Consider the following 16967-nt stretch of genomic DNA (forward strand, 5'->3'; position numbering starts at 1 on the left):
TTCGATCGCTATGCTCACTTCACAAAATAGTATGGAACAGCTTTAGCTGACTACAAAGTGGTGAAGGACAGGATGTTCTGAATAAAACTCACCGCGCAGTGAAGAATAATTTTGACCAGCAAGGGCGATCACTTTTTTAGTTCTTTTGCTCTTAATCAAAGCGAGGGAATTGTAAGTGCATACATACCTGATTATCAATGTTTTCCGCCCAAATTTTTCCGCCATGTTTAAACATGGCATTTTCAGCAATACTCAAACCTAAGCCTTCCCCGCCTGTGCCGCGATCTCTTGCTTCGCTTAAGCGATAAAAAGGGCGGAAAATATTGGTCAATTCATTTTCAGGAATCAGCGGTCCATCATTTTTAATACTCAAAATGATGGTCTGGGGTTTTATTGATATTTCAACAATTATGTTGTGCAACGCATACTTAATGGCATTGCGAATAACATTTTCGATAGCGCGGTAAGCTAACTCCGGATACAGATTGATATTAATGGTTGATAAGGGCGGATAGGTGAATATTTTTCCATATTCATTTGCTTCAAATTTAGCATCTAAAAAAAGCTCCTCTAAAAAATCATTAAGTGCAATATCCTCTTTTTGCATTGGACTCAATTGGATTCGTGAAAGGTTTAACATCTCACTTATCATTGATTCAATTCGTTTCGCTTCAAGTTCAATACGTTGAAATTCTTTGCTCGTGCCTGAATGTTTTTTGCTAATCGCCAGCGCCAGACCCAAGCGCGTTAGAGGCGAGCGCAATTCGTGGGAAATATCACTCAGCAAGCGTTGTTGGTTATTGAGCATGTTTTTTAAGAAAATGACCATTAACTGCATTGAATCGGCAAGTTTTTGTATTTCATCACTATTATTAATGATCGGGAAAGGTGTATTCAGTTCGCCCTGAGCAACCTGATTGGCCACTTGTTGGAGTTGACGAAGTGGTTGGGTTAAATGCCATGCCAGTATTGCGCAAAGTGGGGTGCTGATAAATAAGGCGGTGAGCAGCAATAAAAAAGGATTGTCAATTAACCATTCAATCACTTCTAATGAGTCTTTTTGGTTCGGGGCTGAAAAATACAGCAAATAACTCTGTTGGTGGTGTTTAAATATGATTGGGCCTAAATAAGTCAGCTCTCTGGTGATTTTTTTCTGGGGCTGCTCGGCTGAATCGCTATCTAAGATAAACTGGCGCATCTTCCTCGGGGCACTATTATTGACGAAACTTCCGGAAAAATAAGTTAAATAGACCTTACGAAAATCAGTTCCCGGGTCATACTCGAGTAATTCTCTGACCGTCGCTTCAGGGTGGAGCTCTGCGAAATTTTGCAAATTTTGTTGAGCCAGATTTAAATCATCTAAATCACTGCTGGTGACATTCTGAAGTTGTCTGTTATCTAAGAGAGGAAATGAAATTAACACCGTGGTTAATAATGAGATTAAAAACCAAAAAGATAAAAATATTTTTATAAATAAGGTGTTGATCGGCTTCCAATTCACAATGCATCCTATGTAAGTGGAGATATTAATCCTACTTTTTGAATTGTTAAGATCATCCTCTTTTATTAAAGGGTGATCCTTAATACCGGGGCCTAAGCGTTTGTCAAATAACCCCTTGCAGATTCAGTTGACCCTCTAACCACATATAACCACGGCCTCTAAAGTTTTTAACCCGAGTGTTACCATCAAGTCTCGCGGGTAACTTCCGTCTTAAGTTACTTAAATGCATATCAATGCTACGGTCAAAAGGTTCTAATTTTTTATCTAATACCTGCTCACTAAGCTCAGCTTTTGAAAATAACTCTCCAGGATGAAGAATAAATTTTTCTAATAGCAACAATTCAGTTGCGGTTAATTCAATGGTAATACCCTGACAGACAGCCTGTTGCTGAGCGGGAAAAAGTTCAATATCCAGATGATTTATTCTGCCTAACTGATCAACATTTTTATATTGAGTACGTCGTAAAATAGCTCTGATACGTGCAATTAATTCACGTTCGCTAAATGGTTTTGCCAGATAATCATCAGCGCCCATCTCAAGCCCTAATACTTTATTTAGATCATCTCCTTTAGCGGTTAGCATTAATACTGGAATTTCACTTTTTTGGCGTAATAGAGTCAACATTTCAAAGCCATTCATCCGCGGCATCATGACATCTAACAGGATCAGTTCATAATCGCCACTAAGTGCTTTTTGTAAACCCTCTTCGCCATCATTCGCTGTTTCAACATCAAAATTTTCGAGAGACAAAAATTCGGCAAGTAAAGAAACAAGCTCAATATCATCATCAATTATTAGTAACTTTTCCACGTTGTGGCCTTATCCGGTACCTCGGCATAATATAACTCGAGGCTCTGTAAAATATATTTAGGAAAAATTTAAATACCTCCCAAATTAAAAACTAAATGAAAGAACATAATGCATATTATTTGCCTGACTATTAGACAATATTTTTAAGCATTTGTATGATTATTTACGTTTCTTTACACAATAGCACACGCAATTTTTGCATAATAACTCTTAAGCCGGGCGGTTGTTTACGCGGTTAAGTTGGTGTCATGCCCATTCGTCAGGCTTCCTATTATACCTGATTTGTTTGAACATGCAGGTCTGAAAAGATAAAAATTGATTATATTAAAATATGTTGTCGACATTAAGGCGGGCGAACGTGCTCTGTTGAAGGGGTTATTTTAACGCTTTGAGGGTTCTCTGATACTCGCATTTATAACTGGGTAGGGTATAATAACTGCCTGATTTTTTTGTTATATTATAGGTGTTATTTTTGTCCAACAATCTCAAAAAAGAAGAATACAACCGTTTGGTTAATCTTGCCGGACGGGCTGCTATTTTCGCCGCCTCTTTGCTCATTATCGTTAAATTGATTGCTTGGGTGATGACGGGATCGGCCAGTATTTTAGCCACCCTGACTGATTCATTAATGGATGTTACAACCTCTATTATCAATTTGTTAGCGATTAAAATAGCACTTCAACCTGCCGATGATGAGCACCGTTTTGGCCATGGTAAAGCAGAAAGTCTTGCCGGGCTCGCGCAAGCTGCCTTTATTTCCGGTACCTCTGTTTACCTGATGTTTAATGGTATCTCTGCTTTGGTTAACGGCCATCAAATAAGCGCATCCAGTGTTGGCATTGGTGTTATGATCTTCTCTGTTATCGTTACTATTTTATTGGTTGCGTTTCAAAGCTATATTGTGAAAAAAACCGATAGCATGGCGATTAGAGCGGATTCACTGCATTACCGTACCGATATTGCCATGAATGGCGCGGTATTATTGGCGCTTATATTGGCGGGATACGGCTGGTACTGGGCTGATGGCGTGTTTGCGATTGCGGTCAGTTTTTATATTTTACATGGCGCGTGGCAGATTGGCCGTTTGTCAATTGATGCTCTAATGGATAAACAGCTGCCTAAAGCAGATGAAGAAAAAATCATAAAAACTGCCTATCATATTAAAGGCGTGCGCGGGGTTCATGATTTACGGACGAGATTATCGGGCAATACAAAATTCATTCAGCTGCACTTGGAACTGGATGATAATCAAAGCTTATTAGAAGCGCATATCAAAGCGGATAAGTTAGAAGCGGCGTTAGAGTCGGATTTCCCTCACGCAGATATTCTTATTCACCTGGATCCTTTGTCAATCGTTGATGAAGAAAAATTGAACGATAAATTACAATTTGAAACCTCGCCAATTACCTCTGAAAAGGACAATATTTAATGGATGTCACTCAGCAAAAGTTATGGGAAAAAATCAGGAACGAAGCGCTGCTTTATTCTGCCAGTGAACCCATTTTGGCAAGTTTTTTTTATTCAACAATATTAAATCATCATAGTTTAAAGTCGGCATTAAGTTACCAACTGGCTAATCGTCTGGATCACCCTACTATGCCGGGTATTTTGTTGCGTGAAGTGATTAATGAAGCATTTACTAAATCACCCGAAATCATTAATACTGTCATGGCTGATATTATTGCCGTGCAAGACAGAGATCCGGCTGTTAATGATTATTCAACACCTTTACTTTACCTTAAAGGTTTTCAAGCCATTCAAGTTCACCGTGTTGCTCATTGGCTGTGGAAACAAAACCGCATAACATTAGCGTTATATTTACAAAACCGCAGCTCTGAGTTATTTGGTGTTGATGTTCATCCTGCAGCAACCATCGGTAAAGGTATTATGTTTGACCATGCGACGGGTATTGTGATTGGTGAAACTGCGGTTATTGAAGATAATGTTTCATTATTACAAGGTGTGACCTTAGGCGGAACTGGAAAAGTGGGTGGTGATCGCCACCCTAAAATTCGTCAGGGAGTGATGATCGGGGCCGGTGCCAAAGTACTTGGTAATATTGAAATTGGGGTGGGTGCAAAAATTGGAGCAGGCAGTGTCGTATTAAGCGCAGTACCTGCTCATACCACAGTCGCAGGAGTCCCTGCTAAAATTGTCGGTATTCCTTCCTGTGAGATGCCGTCTTTATCGATGGATCAATGTCTCTAATAAACGCATATTATTGCGGTGTTTGCTGAAAGATAAGATTCACCGCAACAGCATATAACGGATGATAAGCCACTATTTCGCGTGTGTGGCGATATTTTCTCCCCTGTGCATAATGACTGTATTTATCGGGTTTATGGTGTTTTTCAGTATTTATCACTTAATTAACAGCATAAGTCTAATCGCTGCTTATATATTTCTCGATATTGCAATAATATAGTCAGCAAATATAAAACAATAGTTGAATAAGTAAACGGGAATGCTTATTCTCAATGAATTGAAAGCATACATAATTTTAAGGGGAGAGTTGATGACATTGGATCTTTTAGAGCAATTAGAAAATAAAATTCAAAATACCGTAGATACCATTGCGTTACTGCAAATGGAAGTCGAAGAATTGAAAGAAGATAAGCAAACTTTAGCTGCAAAAAGTGAGCAATTGCAGGCAGAAAATATCCGCTTAACAGAAGAGCACCAGCAATGGCAATCCCGTTTGAGTGCATTAGTGGGTAAAATAGAACAAGCTGAAGAAACCGTCAGTTAACGATTGTCTAAAGCTAAGCACTGCCAACTAAAAGCCCGATTTATGATGAATTGGGCTTTTGTTTACAAGTTGCGGACTAAGCTATTTCTTCCAGTTCTGCCACTTCCTCTATATCGAGCGGCTCCGGTGAAATAATAATACCGGTACTGTCAGCGTATAAAATATCCTCAGGCAGGAAAGTCACACCGGCAAAGTTTACCGGTGAGTTAACCTCTCCAATTTCCGTATCTTCAGCTCCCACGGGAATTGCAGTGATTGCCTGTATGCCAATATCTAAATCTTCAAGAAGATCCACTTCGCGGACACAACCGTTTACAACAATACCTTCCCAGCCATTTTCAACAGCAAGTTCAGCGATATGTGCATTGACTAAGGCGCGTCGTAATGAACCACCACCATCAACCAGTAAGACCTTTCCTATGCCATTTTCTTCAAGGGTTTTATAAATCAGACCGACTGACTCAAAACACTTGACTGTGACAACTTCTCCTGCGAAGGAGTTTCGTCCGCCAAAATTGGTTAGCAGAGGTTCGGCAACATCAACAGTATCAGCGTAAATATCGCAAAGAAGTGAAGTATTGTAGTGCATTATCAGGCTCGCCTATGGTTAGTATGATGTTACTGAGTATAAACTTAACTTGTTCATTTACAATATTGTTTTTACATTGGGAAAAACAGTTTTGAGTTTGCGTGATAAAAATCAAACAACTCGAAGCGTAAAGCACAGTGTTGATCCGCGTTATCTCCTGACACAAAAGCCGAGCGATAACTGCTTAGTCTAATTCACTAAAAAATGAATGATCAAAGGTTTTTTCACAATAATGACACTTTAGTTTCAGGGTGGATTTCTTTTTCACATAGAAGCGTGTATCAACAGGCTCATTATGACTGATGCAGTTACTGTTCGGGCAAACTAATACGCCAATAAATGAGTCCGGCAGCTGTACCTGAAACTTATTGACCACCTGAAAATCTTTTATCTGATTAATGGTCGCGTTGGGGGCAAATAAGGCCAGTTGATTGGCTTGTTCATCGCTGATAAAGGTATTTTCCACTTTGATCAGATCTTTTTTTTGCCCGGTGTGGGTTGCTAAGTTTAAGCCGATGGTAATTTTTTCATTGGTTTGGGTTAAGTTAAAAAACCGAAGAATTTTAACACCCTGTTGTACCGGGATGTGATCAATGACCGAGCCCTGTTGAATTGCTTCTACTTGTAATTTCTTTTGCATAATGAACCCTTAGACCTGATCTTGAAAATGGTTGGTTAACAATAACGCCAATAAAGCCTGTCGTGCATAAATGCCATTTTGCGCTTGCTGGAAATAATAAGCATAGGGTGTCGTATCGACATTGATATTAATTTCATCGACCCGAGGTAATGGATGCAGTATTTTTAAGTTTTCCCGAACGTTGTTTAACATGTCTGCATTTAACAAAAATGCGGATTTAATATGTTGATATTCGGTTTCATCAAAACGTTCCTTTTGCACCCTTGTCATGTACAGCACATCGAGTGAATCAACGACCTCCTCAATACTGCTATGCACGGAATAATTAATGCCTTTCTCATTAAGTTCTTCCAGTATGTAATCGGGCATTGCCAGCGCTTCTGGAGAGATAAAATAGAAATTACAGTTAAATAAAGATAAAGCCTGCGCCAATGAGTGCACTGTTCTGCCGTATTTCAAATCACCTACAAAGGCAATATTCAGGTTATCGAGTCTATTTTGCGTTTCATAAATGGTAAACAGATCTAATAATGTTTGTGTAGGGTGTTGATTTGAGCCGTCTCCGCCATTGATAACCGGGATACTGGTAAATTCAGCTGCTAAACGTGCTGCACCTTCCTGCGGGTGGCGCATAAAAAAAGCGTCGGCATAGGACGCGATGATTTTAACCGAGTCCGCCAGCGTTTCCCCTTTTTGTGCCAATGAGGTGTTTTTAGCGTTATCAAAACCAATCACGGTGCCACCCAAACGTTGCACCGCTGTTGCAAATGAAAGGCGAGTACGTGTTGACGCTTCAAAGAAACAACTAGCAATTATTTTGTCTTTTAAGAGTTCGGGTTGCGGATGGTGTTTTAATGATTGAGCCGTTGTTAAAATAAGCTCAAGTTCAGCGCGAGAAAGATCGGAAATAGAAATAATATTTTTTTGATATAGCGGGTTATTCATATTTTTGACTCATGGGTAACGAGTGACGATAAAAAATTATACCACCGGATCCTCGCGAGTTCTGCCTTTTTTAAAGGCTTTGGTCGTCTAATAGAGGTTTTTTTTGAACTGTGTATAGCCAAACATCCTGAAGATGCGGATTCCTGCCTGTCCAAGTAATTTGGGTATAAATTGGGTTTGTTATTATTAGAGGTTATGATGCGGCTTCACTGTCAATTGGAGTTTTTATGTTTAAGCGTATTCTGTGTTTTAGCTTATTTCTGCTGCCGGTAAATTTGCTGGCTGATCAATGGTCAGCACTGCATGCTTTATTGCCTAAAGGGACACAGCTTTCTTATCTAATCTTGGATCCCGCCAATAATCAATTGCTTGCTCAATCCAATGCGGATATTTTACGTACTCCGGCAAGCCTGCAGAAGTTATTAACCGCAACGGCTGCAAAGTTATATCTGGGGGACGATTTTCGCTATCAAACAACCCTTGAAGGAAACCCAAGCCGCATTAAAAATAATAGTTACCAGGGGGATATCCGCCTACGTTTTGTCGGCGATCCCACTTTCTCGCGTGCCGATATCAAAGCGATGTTGAGATCTTTTAAAGCAATGGGGGTTAAGCAAATAAGTGGTAATTTTTTAATTAATGCGGCTCATTTTAGCGGCTATCAATGGAGTGATGGTCAGGCCTGGAATGATTTGGGCGTTTGTTATACCGCCCCGTCCAATGCCATTATTGTGAACAGAAATTGCGTATTAGGTAACCTCAGCGTATCTACTTCAGATGCTAAAAAAGCACGTTTGTTTATTCCAAGTTATGAGCCCGTTGAGATAAGCAGTGACGTTGATGTGGTCACTTCCGAGCAGCGCGATGAGCAATTTTGTGCATTAGAAGTGACACGAAACAGTCAAAATCGTTATCACTTGTGGGGCTGCATGGTGCCGAGAAATCGCCCCTTAGGGTTAGCTTTTTCGGTCAACGATCCCTTTGCATATGCAAGCCAAATTATTGAATCTGAATTAAAAAAAGCAGGTATTAAGTTAAAGGGTAAGGTTAAACTTGTACAAAGCAAGCAAGCAGATGCAGCCTCACAAGTATTAGTTAAACATCAATCCCCTGAGTTAGGAAAGTTATTGCAAGTGATGCTCAAAGACTCAGATAATTTAATTGCGGATAGTCTGTTTAAAACACTGGGCGCAGCCTATTTTCAAACCGCAGGAAATTTTCGCAATGGCGCTCAGGCGCTTAAATTAATTCTCCAGGCGCACGGTGTTGATTTAGAAAATGCTTATCTGGCCGATGGCTCGGGATTATCCCGTCATAATTTAATGAGTGCCAAGTTGTTTATGGCTGTGCTTAAATATGTTTACCAAAATGATGCTAAATTAAAATTGTTAGACAGTTTTTCGATTGCCGGAGTAGACGGCACACTGCACTACCATAAGGGAGTAGCAGGGCCTTTGTTAAAAGGTAATATTGTTGCAAAGACAGGATCAATGAAAGGTGTGGCAAACTTATTAGGGATTGTTAAAACCACGCAGGGGGAGCGTCTTTTTGCCTTAGTGATAAACGGTTATAATTGGCCTGAGACAGCCCTCACTAAACAAACAAAATCCCCCGTTGTTATTTTTGAACAGGCTTTTTTTGAAAAAATAATTAACTCACCTTTTGAATGAATAAACCTGAAGGGGGGCAATCCCTCTTTCAGGTAAATATAAGGTTATTAGCTTTTTATCGGGAACCAGTTTTTGGGCCTACCCTGGCTAAATAAAATAATATCAGTGCTAAAATCAAGTTTATTCACCGAAGGCAGAGCGCGCGTATTGGGCGGGTAACTAATGCCGTCAAAATCGAGTGTTAACCACTGTTTGTTTTTTTCAACAAGTAAACTTTGCCATAAATAATGCTGACTACTGGAAACTATCAGCGGTACCTGTATTTGAGATATGCGGCTTGAGAAACGATAGCCGCTGTCTGTACGCTCAAAAATAAGCATTTCACAGCCTGTCTTTGAACACCAGTCAAGCATAACGATCGCTTCCTCAATACCGTCTCCGTTAAGATCATAATTAACCGAGTTAAATTTAGTGCTTTTTGGATCGGTACGATGAATTTTAAAGTATTGATTGAGTGCTTTTTGCAGTGCTTCATCCATGACAGAATTCGGATCAATGTGCTGCACAGTGAATTCCCGGTCAATCCGGTTTGTGTTGTTCTTTGAGCTAATTTCTTTACTGTTCATTTTATTGAATACACGCTCGGCCTTCGGGAGCAGAGTGATAATATTATTTTTGTTAATTTTAGCGGTGCTAAGTGTTTCACCGGTACGTTTGAAAATAAGCTCTTCACGTATTTTTTGCTTACCTTGCTGGGTTAGCATCACCACAATATGATCTGGAGAATTACTTTTCCAAAAACCTGTTTTAGTAACCACCTCTTTTCCAATATTTTCTTGATATTCAACGCTGTAATCTGGATTAAGGGTTAAATTGGCTGTTTTGAAGGGGCTTGTATTTAAGTAATAACCGCTTACATCACGAAAATCTACCGGCCATCCGGGTTCTCCACAGCCGCTGAATTCGCCCCAGACACTGTCAACTTTGGCGGTAAAACCCCAATATTCTTTCATTTTTAAATTATAACAATGGCCGGGCTGAATTTCTAAACTCAGTCTCTCCCCCTGTTCATTGTTGGTTTTAATATGATTTGTTTGGGTGGTATTAAATTGTGAACTTTGAATATGATAAGCGCGATTGCTCGCTTTAGTGGCAAAAAGCAGCTTGTTTTGATCAATATTTAATCGCCAATAGGGATCATCACCCTTAGCTTTAAACAAGAAACCATGAGTTGCTTTCGCACATTGCAATGAAGCTTTAGGCAGTGCCATGTGATGAATTGTGTCTATACGCATTAGCGCATTCGATTGGGCAGTATTTGCTGGTGGAAAGGTTATTTCACCGATAAATTCAAGATACACAGGGGTGAATTTTTTTTCTGTGACTTGTTCATAAATATTATTAAATGCAGAATTGATTTTTACCGGAAAATTTTGTTCGGAATCACAGGCTTTGAAATAAGCCTTACCATCCTCAAAGCGTAAATGTCCTCTGAAATTACTCTCTAATATTTTTGAAAAATCTTCTTTGATAACGGGAATTGTCTCTGCCGCAGGTGTGGGGGTGGGTACCGAAGTCAGGGGCGGGGAAACACAAGCAGCATTAAAAAATAGAGAACTACTTACCAATAAGAAACTTAATAAACGCATAAAAACCTCAGTTCAGTAATGATTGTCGGCTGCTTGTGCATAAATATGCACAAGCATGACAATTCGGTGTCTTTTTATGAAAAGGCTTAATTGTTGTAATTAAACATTAATATTTACTCTGTATTATGGGGGAGCGCCAGGCTAAGTATCTATCCATCATTACCGCCACACTATGCTCTTTAGATGAAAGCGTTTTTTCTACATTCGGCAGTACATCTTTTAGTACGTGCTGAGCGTTTGTCATTATGACAGGTTTAGTAACTGCTTGTAATAACTAAGCTTGCGCATACAACAATATTACTTTTATCAAGTCGGCTGTGATGCACTCAAAGCCCGTTCTAATGCCATTCCAAAAGATAGTCAGCATAGCAGTTTTGATCTGTGAAGTGGTTTATTTGTAGCGCATCAGGCAATTCGATATCACAAATACCTTATGCTATGTCATTGTCAGATTTTGCTGATGAATCATTTACTTCAATATGGTGTCTACTTGTTACGATAATACATTTTCGGTTATTTTGTACATCGCAGTGCGCCCTGTTGTGATGCTTTCAAAAATCTAAGTGCCGCATTCAAAGCCGCTAAGCGCGCTTGGTCTTTTTCTAAATATATCTCATGATTTGCATCCGCTATGGTTAGAAACTGTTTCGCTTTACACTGGGTTAAGTTTTTAAAAAATTCATTCTGCCCTGCAGCGGTCACCACCTTATCGGCTCCAGCCTGCAGTAATAGGATTGGAATATTTATTTTATCGGCGTTATCGACCGCCTGCCCCGCAGCGCTAAGGCTTTGCGCAACCCAGCGCATACTTGCATCACCAAGTTGGGTTTGCGGATATGCACTAAAAGTATTTTGTGATGCATTAAAACGCACTTCACTGGACGTTAAGTTATTACCTGTGAATGTTTTTTGCTTATATTCTTCGCCACCAAAAACATAACAGGCCTGGTCACTAAACCAGCTGCATACTGCAGCACCGCTAGAGGTTAATACCTTGGCAACAACATTGGGTATGCCACCTAAATTTATTGACATCATCGGGCTTAAAAAGATGCCTGCCTGAAACGGGTGCTTATATTGTTCAAGGTATAAAGCCGCAATAGTGCCGCCCATTGAGTGTGATAACAGGTAATTATGCTGATATTGATTGGCTAAATCTAAGGATAATATATAAAGATTAAGGTCATCGACATAATTCTGGAAATGTTCAACATGTCCGTGATATTGATCCCCGCCTAAGCGCTCTGAAAAGCCTTGACCTCGGTGATCAATTAAATACAGATCATAACCCTGGCGGTTAAGATCAAAAGCAAGTTCCTTGTACTTTAAGACACTCTCGTTTCGCCCCTGGCTAATCACAATCGCTTTCGTATTAGCGGTTTTAATACTGATAGTATGCAGTCTTTTATTACCAATGCCTGCTAAAGAGCCTGAAATTGCATTTTTCTCCCAAAATGTATTTATTTTTTTATTAAAAGTATCACTTAGTTGTGCTTCAGTCGTTAAACCGTAGGGATTATTTGCCATGTGATTTTCCGCGGAGCTCCATGCGCTAAAAAGTAAAAATAAAAAGGGTAGCAGTAATCTTAGTTGAGAAGTCTTTTTCATCTTTTATCCGTGATCTTAAGTGGTTATCAATAGGATGCTACCATTATGCGCAAAGCATTAGCTGAGATAATACCCTTGCAGGGTTAAATTAAAACAGCTTTTGTCACAATTAAAAAAACCAGCGTGCTTTCGTTTCTAGGGTTTGTGCCATACCTTATAATGTAGGATTTTAATCAGCAAGGGTGATCAACTTTTTAGTTCTTTTGGTATAGGTTCATCGTGTCTATTAATTACAAAAAAATCCTCAACCTTAGTCAAGATTGGGGATTTTTTATCTGCAGGATAATGCAGATTTTCTTAAAAGATCGCATCGAAATAAAAAGAGCGACTTTTTTAATTAGTTAATAAGAAAAGACTAAGCAAGTTTAGCTTTGATAAAGTTAATAACCTCATCAATAGCCACTTCCTGTTTTACGCCTGACTGGCGATCTTTATATTCAATCACGCCATTATCCAAACTGCGATCGCCAATGACTAAAGTATGTGGAATGCCGATAAGCTCTGCATCTGCAAACATAATACCAGGGCGCTCTTTACGATCGTCAAATAACACTTGAATACCAGCAGCTTGTAATTCTGCATAGTATTTTTCAGCAAGGTCAGCCACACGATGTGATTTATGCATGTTCATGGGAACAATCACTACCGCAAAAGGTGCCAGTGCATTGTTCCAGATAATGCCATTTTTATCATTGTTTTGCTCAATGGCTGCAGCAACAATACGTGAAATACCAATGCCGTAACAACCCATGGTCAGGATCTGGTTTTTACCCTGCTGGTTAAGTACGCCGGCATTCATTGCTTTAGTATAAGTATCACCCAGTTGGAAAATATGCCCCACTTCGATACCACGTGCGATTGACAGCGTTCCCTTACCGCAAGGGCTTGGATCACCTTCAACCACATTACGCAGATCTTCAATTTGACCAAGTTCTACATCGCGGCCCCAGTTAATGTTGAAATAATGTTTATCATCAATGTTCGCCCCTGCGCTAAAATCACTCATCAGCGCAACGCTGCGGTCAACAATAAAGGCAACAGGTAGAGAAACGGGGCCCAGTGAACCCGGTCCTGCATTAATCAAATCTCTGATTTCAGCTTCGCTGGCGAACTCAAGCGGAGCGGCGACAGCAGATAATTTCTCAGCCTTGATTTCATTCAGTTCATGATCGCCACGGATAATAAGCGCGACAATATTCGCTTCAACCTCATCGGACGCTTTAACAAATAAAGTTTTTACGGTTTTTTCAATTTTAATGCCGTGTTCGGCAACCAGTTCAGCGATAGTTTTTGCGTTGGGAGTATCAACCAGTTCCATCTCAGCGGTGGGCGCCGCAAGTTCACTGCCCAGTGCTAATGCTTCTGCTTTTTCAATATTAGCTGCGTAATCACCTTCAGTTGAAAACACGATGGCATCTTCTCCGCTTTGCGCAAGTACATGGAATTCATGTGATGCACTGCCGCCAATACTGCCGGTATCGGCGAGAACAGGACGGTATTCAAGGCCTAAACGGTCAAAGATACGGCAATAAGCGTCAAACATATCCTGGTATGTTTTTTCCAGACTTTCTTGATCCATATGGAAAGAGTACGCATCTTTCATGGTAAATTCGCGCGCACGCATAACACCAAAACGCGGACGAGTCTCATCGCGGAATTTGGTCTGAATTTGGAAAAGGTTAAGTGGCAACTGTTTGTAACTGTTTACTTCTTTACGAACAAGCTCGGTTATTACTTCTTCGTGTGTTGGCCCCAACACGAAATCACGCGTATGGCGATCTTTAATACGTAACAATTCACCGCCGTATTTATCCCAGCGACCAGATTCCATCCACAGATCTGCAGGTTGTACAACGGGCATTAAGATTTCAACAGCGCCCGCTCGTTCCATCTCTTCACGTACGATAGTTTCAACTTTACGTAAAACCCGTAAGCCCGTCGGTAACCAGGTATATAAACCCGATGCTAATTTACGGATCATGCCGGCACGCAACATCAGCTGGTGGCTTACAATGACCGCATCGCTTGGCGCTTCTTTTTGAGTTGAAAGTAAATAGTTGGTAGTACGCATAGTTGTTCCTAATTGATAAACAGTTGGTAATTAAATTGCGCTGATTTTAGCAGTGGAAAGGTTCTTACTAAAGGTTTCTTCATCTATTTAGAAAATATAATTGAATTTTAACCGGGCTTTCAGCTATTTTATGTTAATAAAAGGAAAATTATGAGGAATACAATGAATCGTTATCTATTAGCAGGAAAACAGAGTGCGGCAATCATGCTGCTTTGCGGCCTAGTTTTAATTGCAAATAGTGTCTTACCGATGGATTTAAATCAGTTCGGCATTGTACCCCGGTCCTTGGATCATCTCAGCGGTATTTTTATTGCGCCTTTTCTGCATGGAAGCTGGTTGCACCTGCTCAGTAATTTTTTACCCTTTATGGTGTTTGGGACATTAATTGGTGCGCAGGGCAGTAAACGATTCTGGCTATTATTTATCCTCCATATTATCTCTACGGGCGTATTAGTGTGGTTATTCGCACGGGGTAATAGCGTACATATTGGAATGAGTGGTGTAGTTTATGCTTTCTGGGGTTATTTAATCGTTTATGGTTTTGTTCGAGGAAAAATGCTGCATCTAATTATTTCGCTGCTGATGCTGATTTTTTACGGCGGATTAGCTTTTGGTGTTTTTCCAACAACATTGGGCGTGTCATTTGAAAGTCACCTATTCGGTGCGCTGGCAGGCGCTGCCAGCGGTTATTATTTTGCTAAGCCCGCCGCTCAACATCGAGCACGGTAGTGGTCGATCCTGTATTAATCCAGGAGATATTAAAGTCGAGCAGATGAACTGCATAGGTTTTTGGATCTTCTTTATTCTTTTTATAAGCCGGGCGAGGGTCTTGTTGCAGTACTTCGATAATCAATTGCTGCAGTTCAGGGCTGTTATCTTTAAATAAGTTAATGGATTTTTGCGCTTGAGTTGAAAATTCGACCTGCATTAATGATTCTGGTTGTAGCTGGGCAAAGCCTGCTAGTGCCTCGGGTTTAGCATCTGCATAGGGGATGTAGGGTTTAATATCAATAATAGGGGTGCCTTCTACTAAATCGATATTACTCAACATTAAAAAAATCTTACCATTAACTTGTTTGATGCCGTGAAATTCAACCAGAGATAAACCGACCGGGTTGGGACGGCAGGGTGAGCGCGTTGCAAAAACCCCTAAGCGTTTGTTGCCACCGAGTCGAGGTGGTCTTACGGTGGGGCTCCATTTCTCCTGATTACGATTTTTATGGAAAATAAACACTAACCATAAATGACTGAATTCTTGTAAACCTAAAAAAGCGTTAATATCATCGTAAGGGGGGAGGATTTCCAACTCGGCTTTGGCGCTGGGAACTAACCCCGGTTGGCGGGGGACTGCAAACTTCTCTTTATAGGGGGAATGGATAGTTGCTATTGAATCAAACTCCACGTTATTCCCCATCAGAAAGTATCACGTCAAATGCGCGGCCATAACAAATAATATTACTCACGCAGGATGCATCGCGTTCAAAAGTTAAACAAGACTGGAAAACGATGCCGTTGGCTTTCATCTCCGCGGCTTTAATACGGGCATTGGTGCGGGCTTCTTTTATATCTGCAGGGCGATCATTTTCCTCTTGTTGACAGCTGCTGCCGTCAACTGCCGCAATGAATTTATAATCAAGATCCTGCAATTGCGATTTTTCGTAAACAGTGACCTGTGAGGGTTTGAAATACTCATCAAAATTTTTCTTGTCAATATTAGATGAAAAATTAAGGTTACTGCAGGCTGCGCTTAAAAGGGCGGCAAAAGAGATAATAATAAAACGTAACATAAGATGCTCTTTATAAATAGAAGGGGCTAGCGATGAATGGCATAATAACATTTTTTAATAAACCTGAAACAAAGAAGGAAATAATATGACAGTAGCCAATGGAAAACGTGCAGTTTTTCTTGACCGAGATGGAGTAATAAATACCGATAATGGTTATGTATCACAGCGTGATGATTTTGAATTCATCGACGGCGTTATTGATGCCTGCAAAGTACTTAAAGAAAAAGGCTACCTGCTAGTTGTCATCACCAATCAGTCAGGTATCGCAAGGGGATATTTCAGCGAAGAGCAATTCCATACCTTAACAGAGTGGATGGATTGGTCATTAGCAGATAGGGGGGTTGATTTAGACGGAGTCTATTATTGTCCGCATCATGCAGAAAAGGGTATTGGCGAATATAAAATTGATTGTGATTGCCGTAAACCAAAGCCTGGCATGCTGAACAGTGCTATTGCAGATTTGAATATAGATGCAGGTCAGTCAATATTAATAGGAGATAAGGTTTCTGATATACAAGCGGGTTTAGCTGCCGGAATAAAAACAAACTATTTAGTCAGAACCGGAAAAACGATCACAGAAGAAGGCGATAAACTCGCAACGGCCGTATTTGATGATCTGAATAGTATCGTTAAGCTGCTGTAATTAATAAATTAAGGGTCTGCCTGTGGGTAACTATAGTTAATCTGTGGGTAACCTGTTTGCAAATAGGGTATAAAAACTAATTGCAAAAACAGTCTATTTTATGCAAATAAAGCCTTGCCAAGGTTCACAAAATCTCTATAATGCGCATCCACGGAAACGGGAAAGACGCAAGTCAGTCCGGTTACTTAGAACGAAAGAGATTAGGTTTTTAACAACGTAACACGTTGATTAAAAACACAAATTAATCATTGACATCGTTTGTAGGTAGCGTAATATACGCACCTCGCCGAAAGGCACGCTCTTTAACAATTTAATCAAACAATCTGTGTGGACACTTATTGTTGATGTGATTTCAAAAAAAATC

Annotated in this window: 16 protein-coding genes; 6 read left to right on the plus strand and 10 right to left on the minus strand. The window is 40.1% G+C overall.

The genetic code is table 11. The features are described from left to right. Positions 1-151: 151 nt before the first annotated feature. Both ACJAZP_RS12375 and ACJAZP_RS12380 read right to left on the minus strand, forming a co-directional pair. Positions 152-1501, minus strand: a complete 1350-nt coding sequence (locus ACJAZP_RS12375) for an ATP-binding protein (protein ID WP_415231054.1) — start codon at positions 1499-1501, stop codon at positions 152-154. Between the two features lie 103 nt (positions 1502-1604). Continuing rightward, positions 1605-2312 carry a response regulator gene (locus ACJAZP_RS12380; RefSeq protein WP_415231055.1) on the minus strand — a complete coding sequence of 236 codons (708 nt, stop codon included), beginning with the start codon at positions 2310-2312 and terminating at the stop codon, positions 1605-1607. 472 nt (positions 2313-2784) lie between these two features. On the opposite strand from ACJAZP_RS12380, the gene ACJAZP_RS12385 reads away from it, so the two are divergent. The 3 genes from ACJAZP_RS12385 (at position 2785) to ACJAZP_RS12395 (ending at position 5061) form a co-directional block, all read left to right on the plus strand. Further along, a complete protein-coding gene (locus ACJAZP_RS12385) occupies positions 2785-3741 on the plus strand; it encodes a cation diffusion facilitator family transporter (RefSeq protein WP_415231056.1) in 957 nt (318 codons plus the stop codon). Then, a complete protein-coding gene (cysE, locus tag ACJAZP_RS12390) occupies positions 3741-4520 on the plus strand; it encodes a serine O-acetyltransferase (protein WP_415231057.1) in 780 nt (259 codons plus the stop codon). Before ACJAZP_RS12385 ends, cysE begins: the two co-directional genes overlap by 1 nt. Positions 4521-4827: 307 nt before the next feature. After that, positions 4828-5061 carry a cell division protein ZapB gene (locus ACJAZP_RS12395; protein ID WP_415231058.1) on the plus strand — a complete coding sequence of 78 codons (234 nt, stop codon included), beginning with the start codon at positions 4828-4830 and terminating at the stop codon, positions 5059-5061. A gap of 76 nt (positions 5062-5137) precedes the next feature. On the opposite strand, the gene rraA is transcribed toward ACJAZP_RS12395, so the two are convergent. From rraA to pyrB, 3 genes are all read right to left on the minus strand, one after another. Beyond that, a complete protein-coding gene (rraA, locus tag ACJAZP_RS12400; RefSeq protein ID WP_415231059.1) occupies positions 5138-5650 on the minus strand; it encodes a ribonuclease E activity regulator RraA in 513 nt (170 codons plus the stop codon). A 184-nt stretch (positions 5651-5834) separates the two neighbouring features. Then, complete coding sequence (gene pyrI / locus ACJAZP_RS12405; protein WP_415231060.1) at positions 5835-6290, minus strand: aspartate carbamoyltransferase regulatory subunit; 456 nt, start codon at positions 6288-6290, stop codon at positions 5835-5837. A gap of 9 nt (positions 6291-6299) precedes the next feature. Further along, positions 6300-7235 (minus strand): aspartate carbamoyltransferase, encoded by a 936-nt coding sequence (gene pyrB / locus ACJAZP_RS12410; protein WP_415231061.1) that lies wholly within the window; start codon positions 7233-7235, stop codon positions 6300-6302. A 227-nt stretch (positions 7236-7462) separates the two neighbouring features. Between pyrB and dacB the strand changes: the two genes are divergently transcribed. Further along, the gene (gene dacB / locus ACJAZP_RS12415) at positions 7463-8905 is read left to right on the plus strand and encodes a D-alanyl-D-alanine carboxypeptidase/D-alanyl-D-alanine-endopeptidase (protein ID WP_415231062.1); all 1443 of its coding nucleotides are present in this window, start codon (positions 7463-7465) and stop codon (positions 8903-8905) included. Positions 8906-8952: 47 nt separating this feature from the next. Here dacB and ACJAZP_RS12420 read toward each other — a convergent pair whose 3' ends face one another. The 3 genes from ACJAZP_RS12420 to ACJAZP_RS12430 form a co-directional block, all read right to left on the minus strand. Further along, complete coding sequence (locus tag ACJAZP_RS12420) at positions 8953-10494, minus strand: hypothetical protein (RefSeq protein ID WP_415231063.1); 1542 nt, start codon at positions 10492-10494, stop codon at positions 8953-8955. Between the two features lie 513 nt (positions 10495-11007). Next, entirely contained in the window at positions 11008-12102 is a 1095-nt protein-coding gene (locus tag ACJAZP_RS12425) for an alpha/beta fold hydrolase (protein WP_415231064.1), read from the minus strand. 355 nt (positions 12103-12457) lie between these two features. Further along, on the minus strand, positions 12458-14173 hold the full coding sequence (locus tag ACJAZP_RS12430) for a proline--tRNA ligase (protein ID WP_415231065.1): 1716 nt from the start codon (positions 14171-14173) through the stop codon (positions 12458-12460). Positions 14174-14335: 162 nt separating this feature from the next. Between ACJAZP_RS12430 and ACJAZP_RS12435 the strand changes: the two genes are divergently transcribed. Then, the gene (locus ACJAZP_RS12435) at positions 14336-14902 is read left to right on the plus strand and encodes a rhomboid family intramembrane serine protease (RefSeq protein ID WP_415231066.1); all 567 of its coding nucleotides are present in this window, start codon (positions 14336-14338) and stop codon (positions 14900-14902) included. On the opposite strand, the gene tsaA is transcribed toward ACJAZP_RS12435, so the two are convergent. After that, on the minus strand, positions 14871-15587 hold the full coding sequence (gene tsaA, locus ACJAZP_RS12440) for a tRNA (N6-threonylcarbamoyladenosine(37)-N6)-methyltransferase TrmO (RefSeq protein ID WP_415231067.1): 717 nt from the start codon (positions 15585-15587) through the stop codon (positions 14871-14873). The two genes, ACJAZP_RS12435 and tsaA, sit on opposite strands and share 32 nt — an antisense overlap. Beyond that, on the minus strand, positions 15577-15960 hold the full coding sequence (gene rcsF / locus ACJAZP_RS12445) for an Rcs stress response system protein RcsF (protein WP_415231068.1): 384 nt from the start codon (positions 15958-15960) through the stop codon (positions 15577-15579). The genes tsaA and rcsF overlap by 11 nt, the downstream gene beginning before the upstream one ends. Before the next feature lie 85 nt (positions 15961-16045). Here rcsF and gmhB point away from each other — a divergent pair, with 85 nt between their 5' ends. Further along, a complete protein-coding gene (gene gmhB / locus ACJAZP_RS12450; RefSeq protein ID WP_415231069.1) occupies positions 16046-16603 on the plus strand; it encodes a D-glycero-beta-D-manno-heptose 1,7-bisphosphate 7-phosphatase in 558 nt (185 codons plus the stop codon). The last annotated feature ends 364 nt before the right edge of the window (positions 16604-16967 follow it).

It is taken from the genome of Psychromonas sp. (genome assembly GCF_047632955.1).
In the GTDB taxonomy this organism is placed as follows: domain Bacteria; phylum Pseudomonadota; class Gammaproteobacteria; order Enterobacterales; family Psychromonadaceae; genus Psychromonas.

Excerpts from the sequence above, each read along its gene's own strand:
- rraA (WP_415231059.1), bottom strand. The coding sequence starts at position 5,650 with ATGCACTACAATACTTCACTTCTTTGCGATATTTACGCTGATACTGTT.
- ACJAZP_RS12420 (WP_415231063.1), bottom strand. The coding sequence starts at position 10,494 with ATGCGTTTATTAAGTTTCTTATTGGTAAGTAGTTCTCTATTTTTTAAT.
- ACJAZP_RS12435 (WP_415231066.1), top strand. The coding sequence starts at position 14,336 with ATGAATCGTTATCTATTAGCAGGAAAACAGAGTGCGGCAATCATGCTG.
- ACJAZP_RS12430 (WP_415231065.1), bottom strand. The coding sequence starts at position 14,173 with ATGCGTACTACCAACTATTTACTTTCAACTCAAAAAGAAGCGCCAAGC.
- pyrB (WP_415231061.1), bottom strand. The coding sequence starts at position 7,235 with ATGAATAACCCGCTATATCAAAAAAATATTATTTCTATTTCCGATCTT.
- rcsF (WP_415231068.1), bottom strand. The coding sequence starts at position 15,960 with ATGTTACGTTTTATTATTATCTCTTTTGCCGCCCTTTTAAGCGCAGCC.
- ACJAZP_RS12395 (WP_415231058.1), top strand. The coding sequence starts at position 4,828 with ATGACATTGGATCTTTTAGAGCAATTAGAAAATAAAATTCAAAATACC.
- cysE (WP_415231057.1), top strand. The coding sequence starts at position 3,741 with ATGGATGTCACTCAGCAAAAGTTATGGGAAAAAATCAGGAACGAAGCG.
- dacB (WP_415231062.1), top strand. The coding sequence starts at position 7,463 with ATGTTTAAGCGTATTCTGTGTTTTAGCTTATTTCTGCTGCCGGTAAAT.
- gmhB (WP_415231069.1), top strand. The coding sequence starts at position 16,046 with ATGACAGTAGCCAATGGAAAACGTGCAGTTTTTCTTGACCGAGATGGA.
- tsaA (WP_415231067.1), bottom strand. The coding sequence starts at position 15,587 with ATGGGGAATAACGTGGAGTTTGATTCAATAGCAACTATCCATTCCCCC.
- ACJAZP_RS12425 (WP_415231064.1), bottom strand. The coding sequence starts at position 12,102 with ATGAAAAAGACTTCTCAACTAAGATTACTGCTACCCTTTTTATTTTTA.
- pyrI (WP_415231060.1), bottom strand. The coding sequence starts at position 6,290 with ATGCAAAAGAAATTACAAGTAGAAGCAATTCAACAGGGCTCGGTCATT.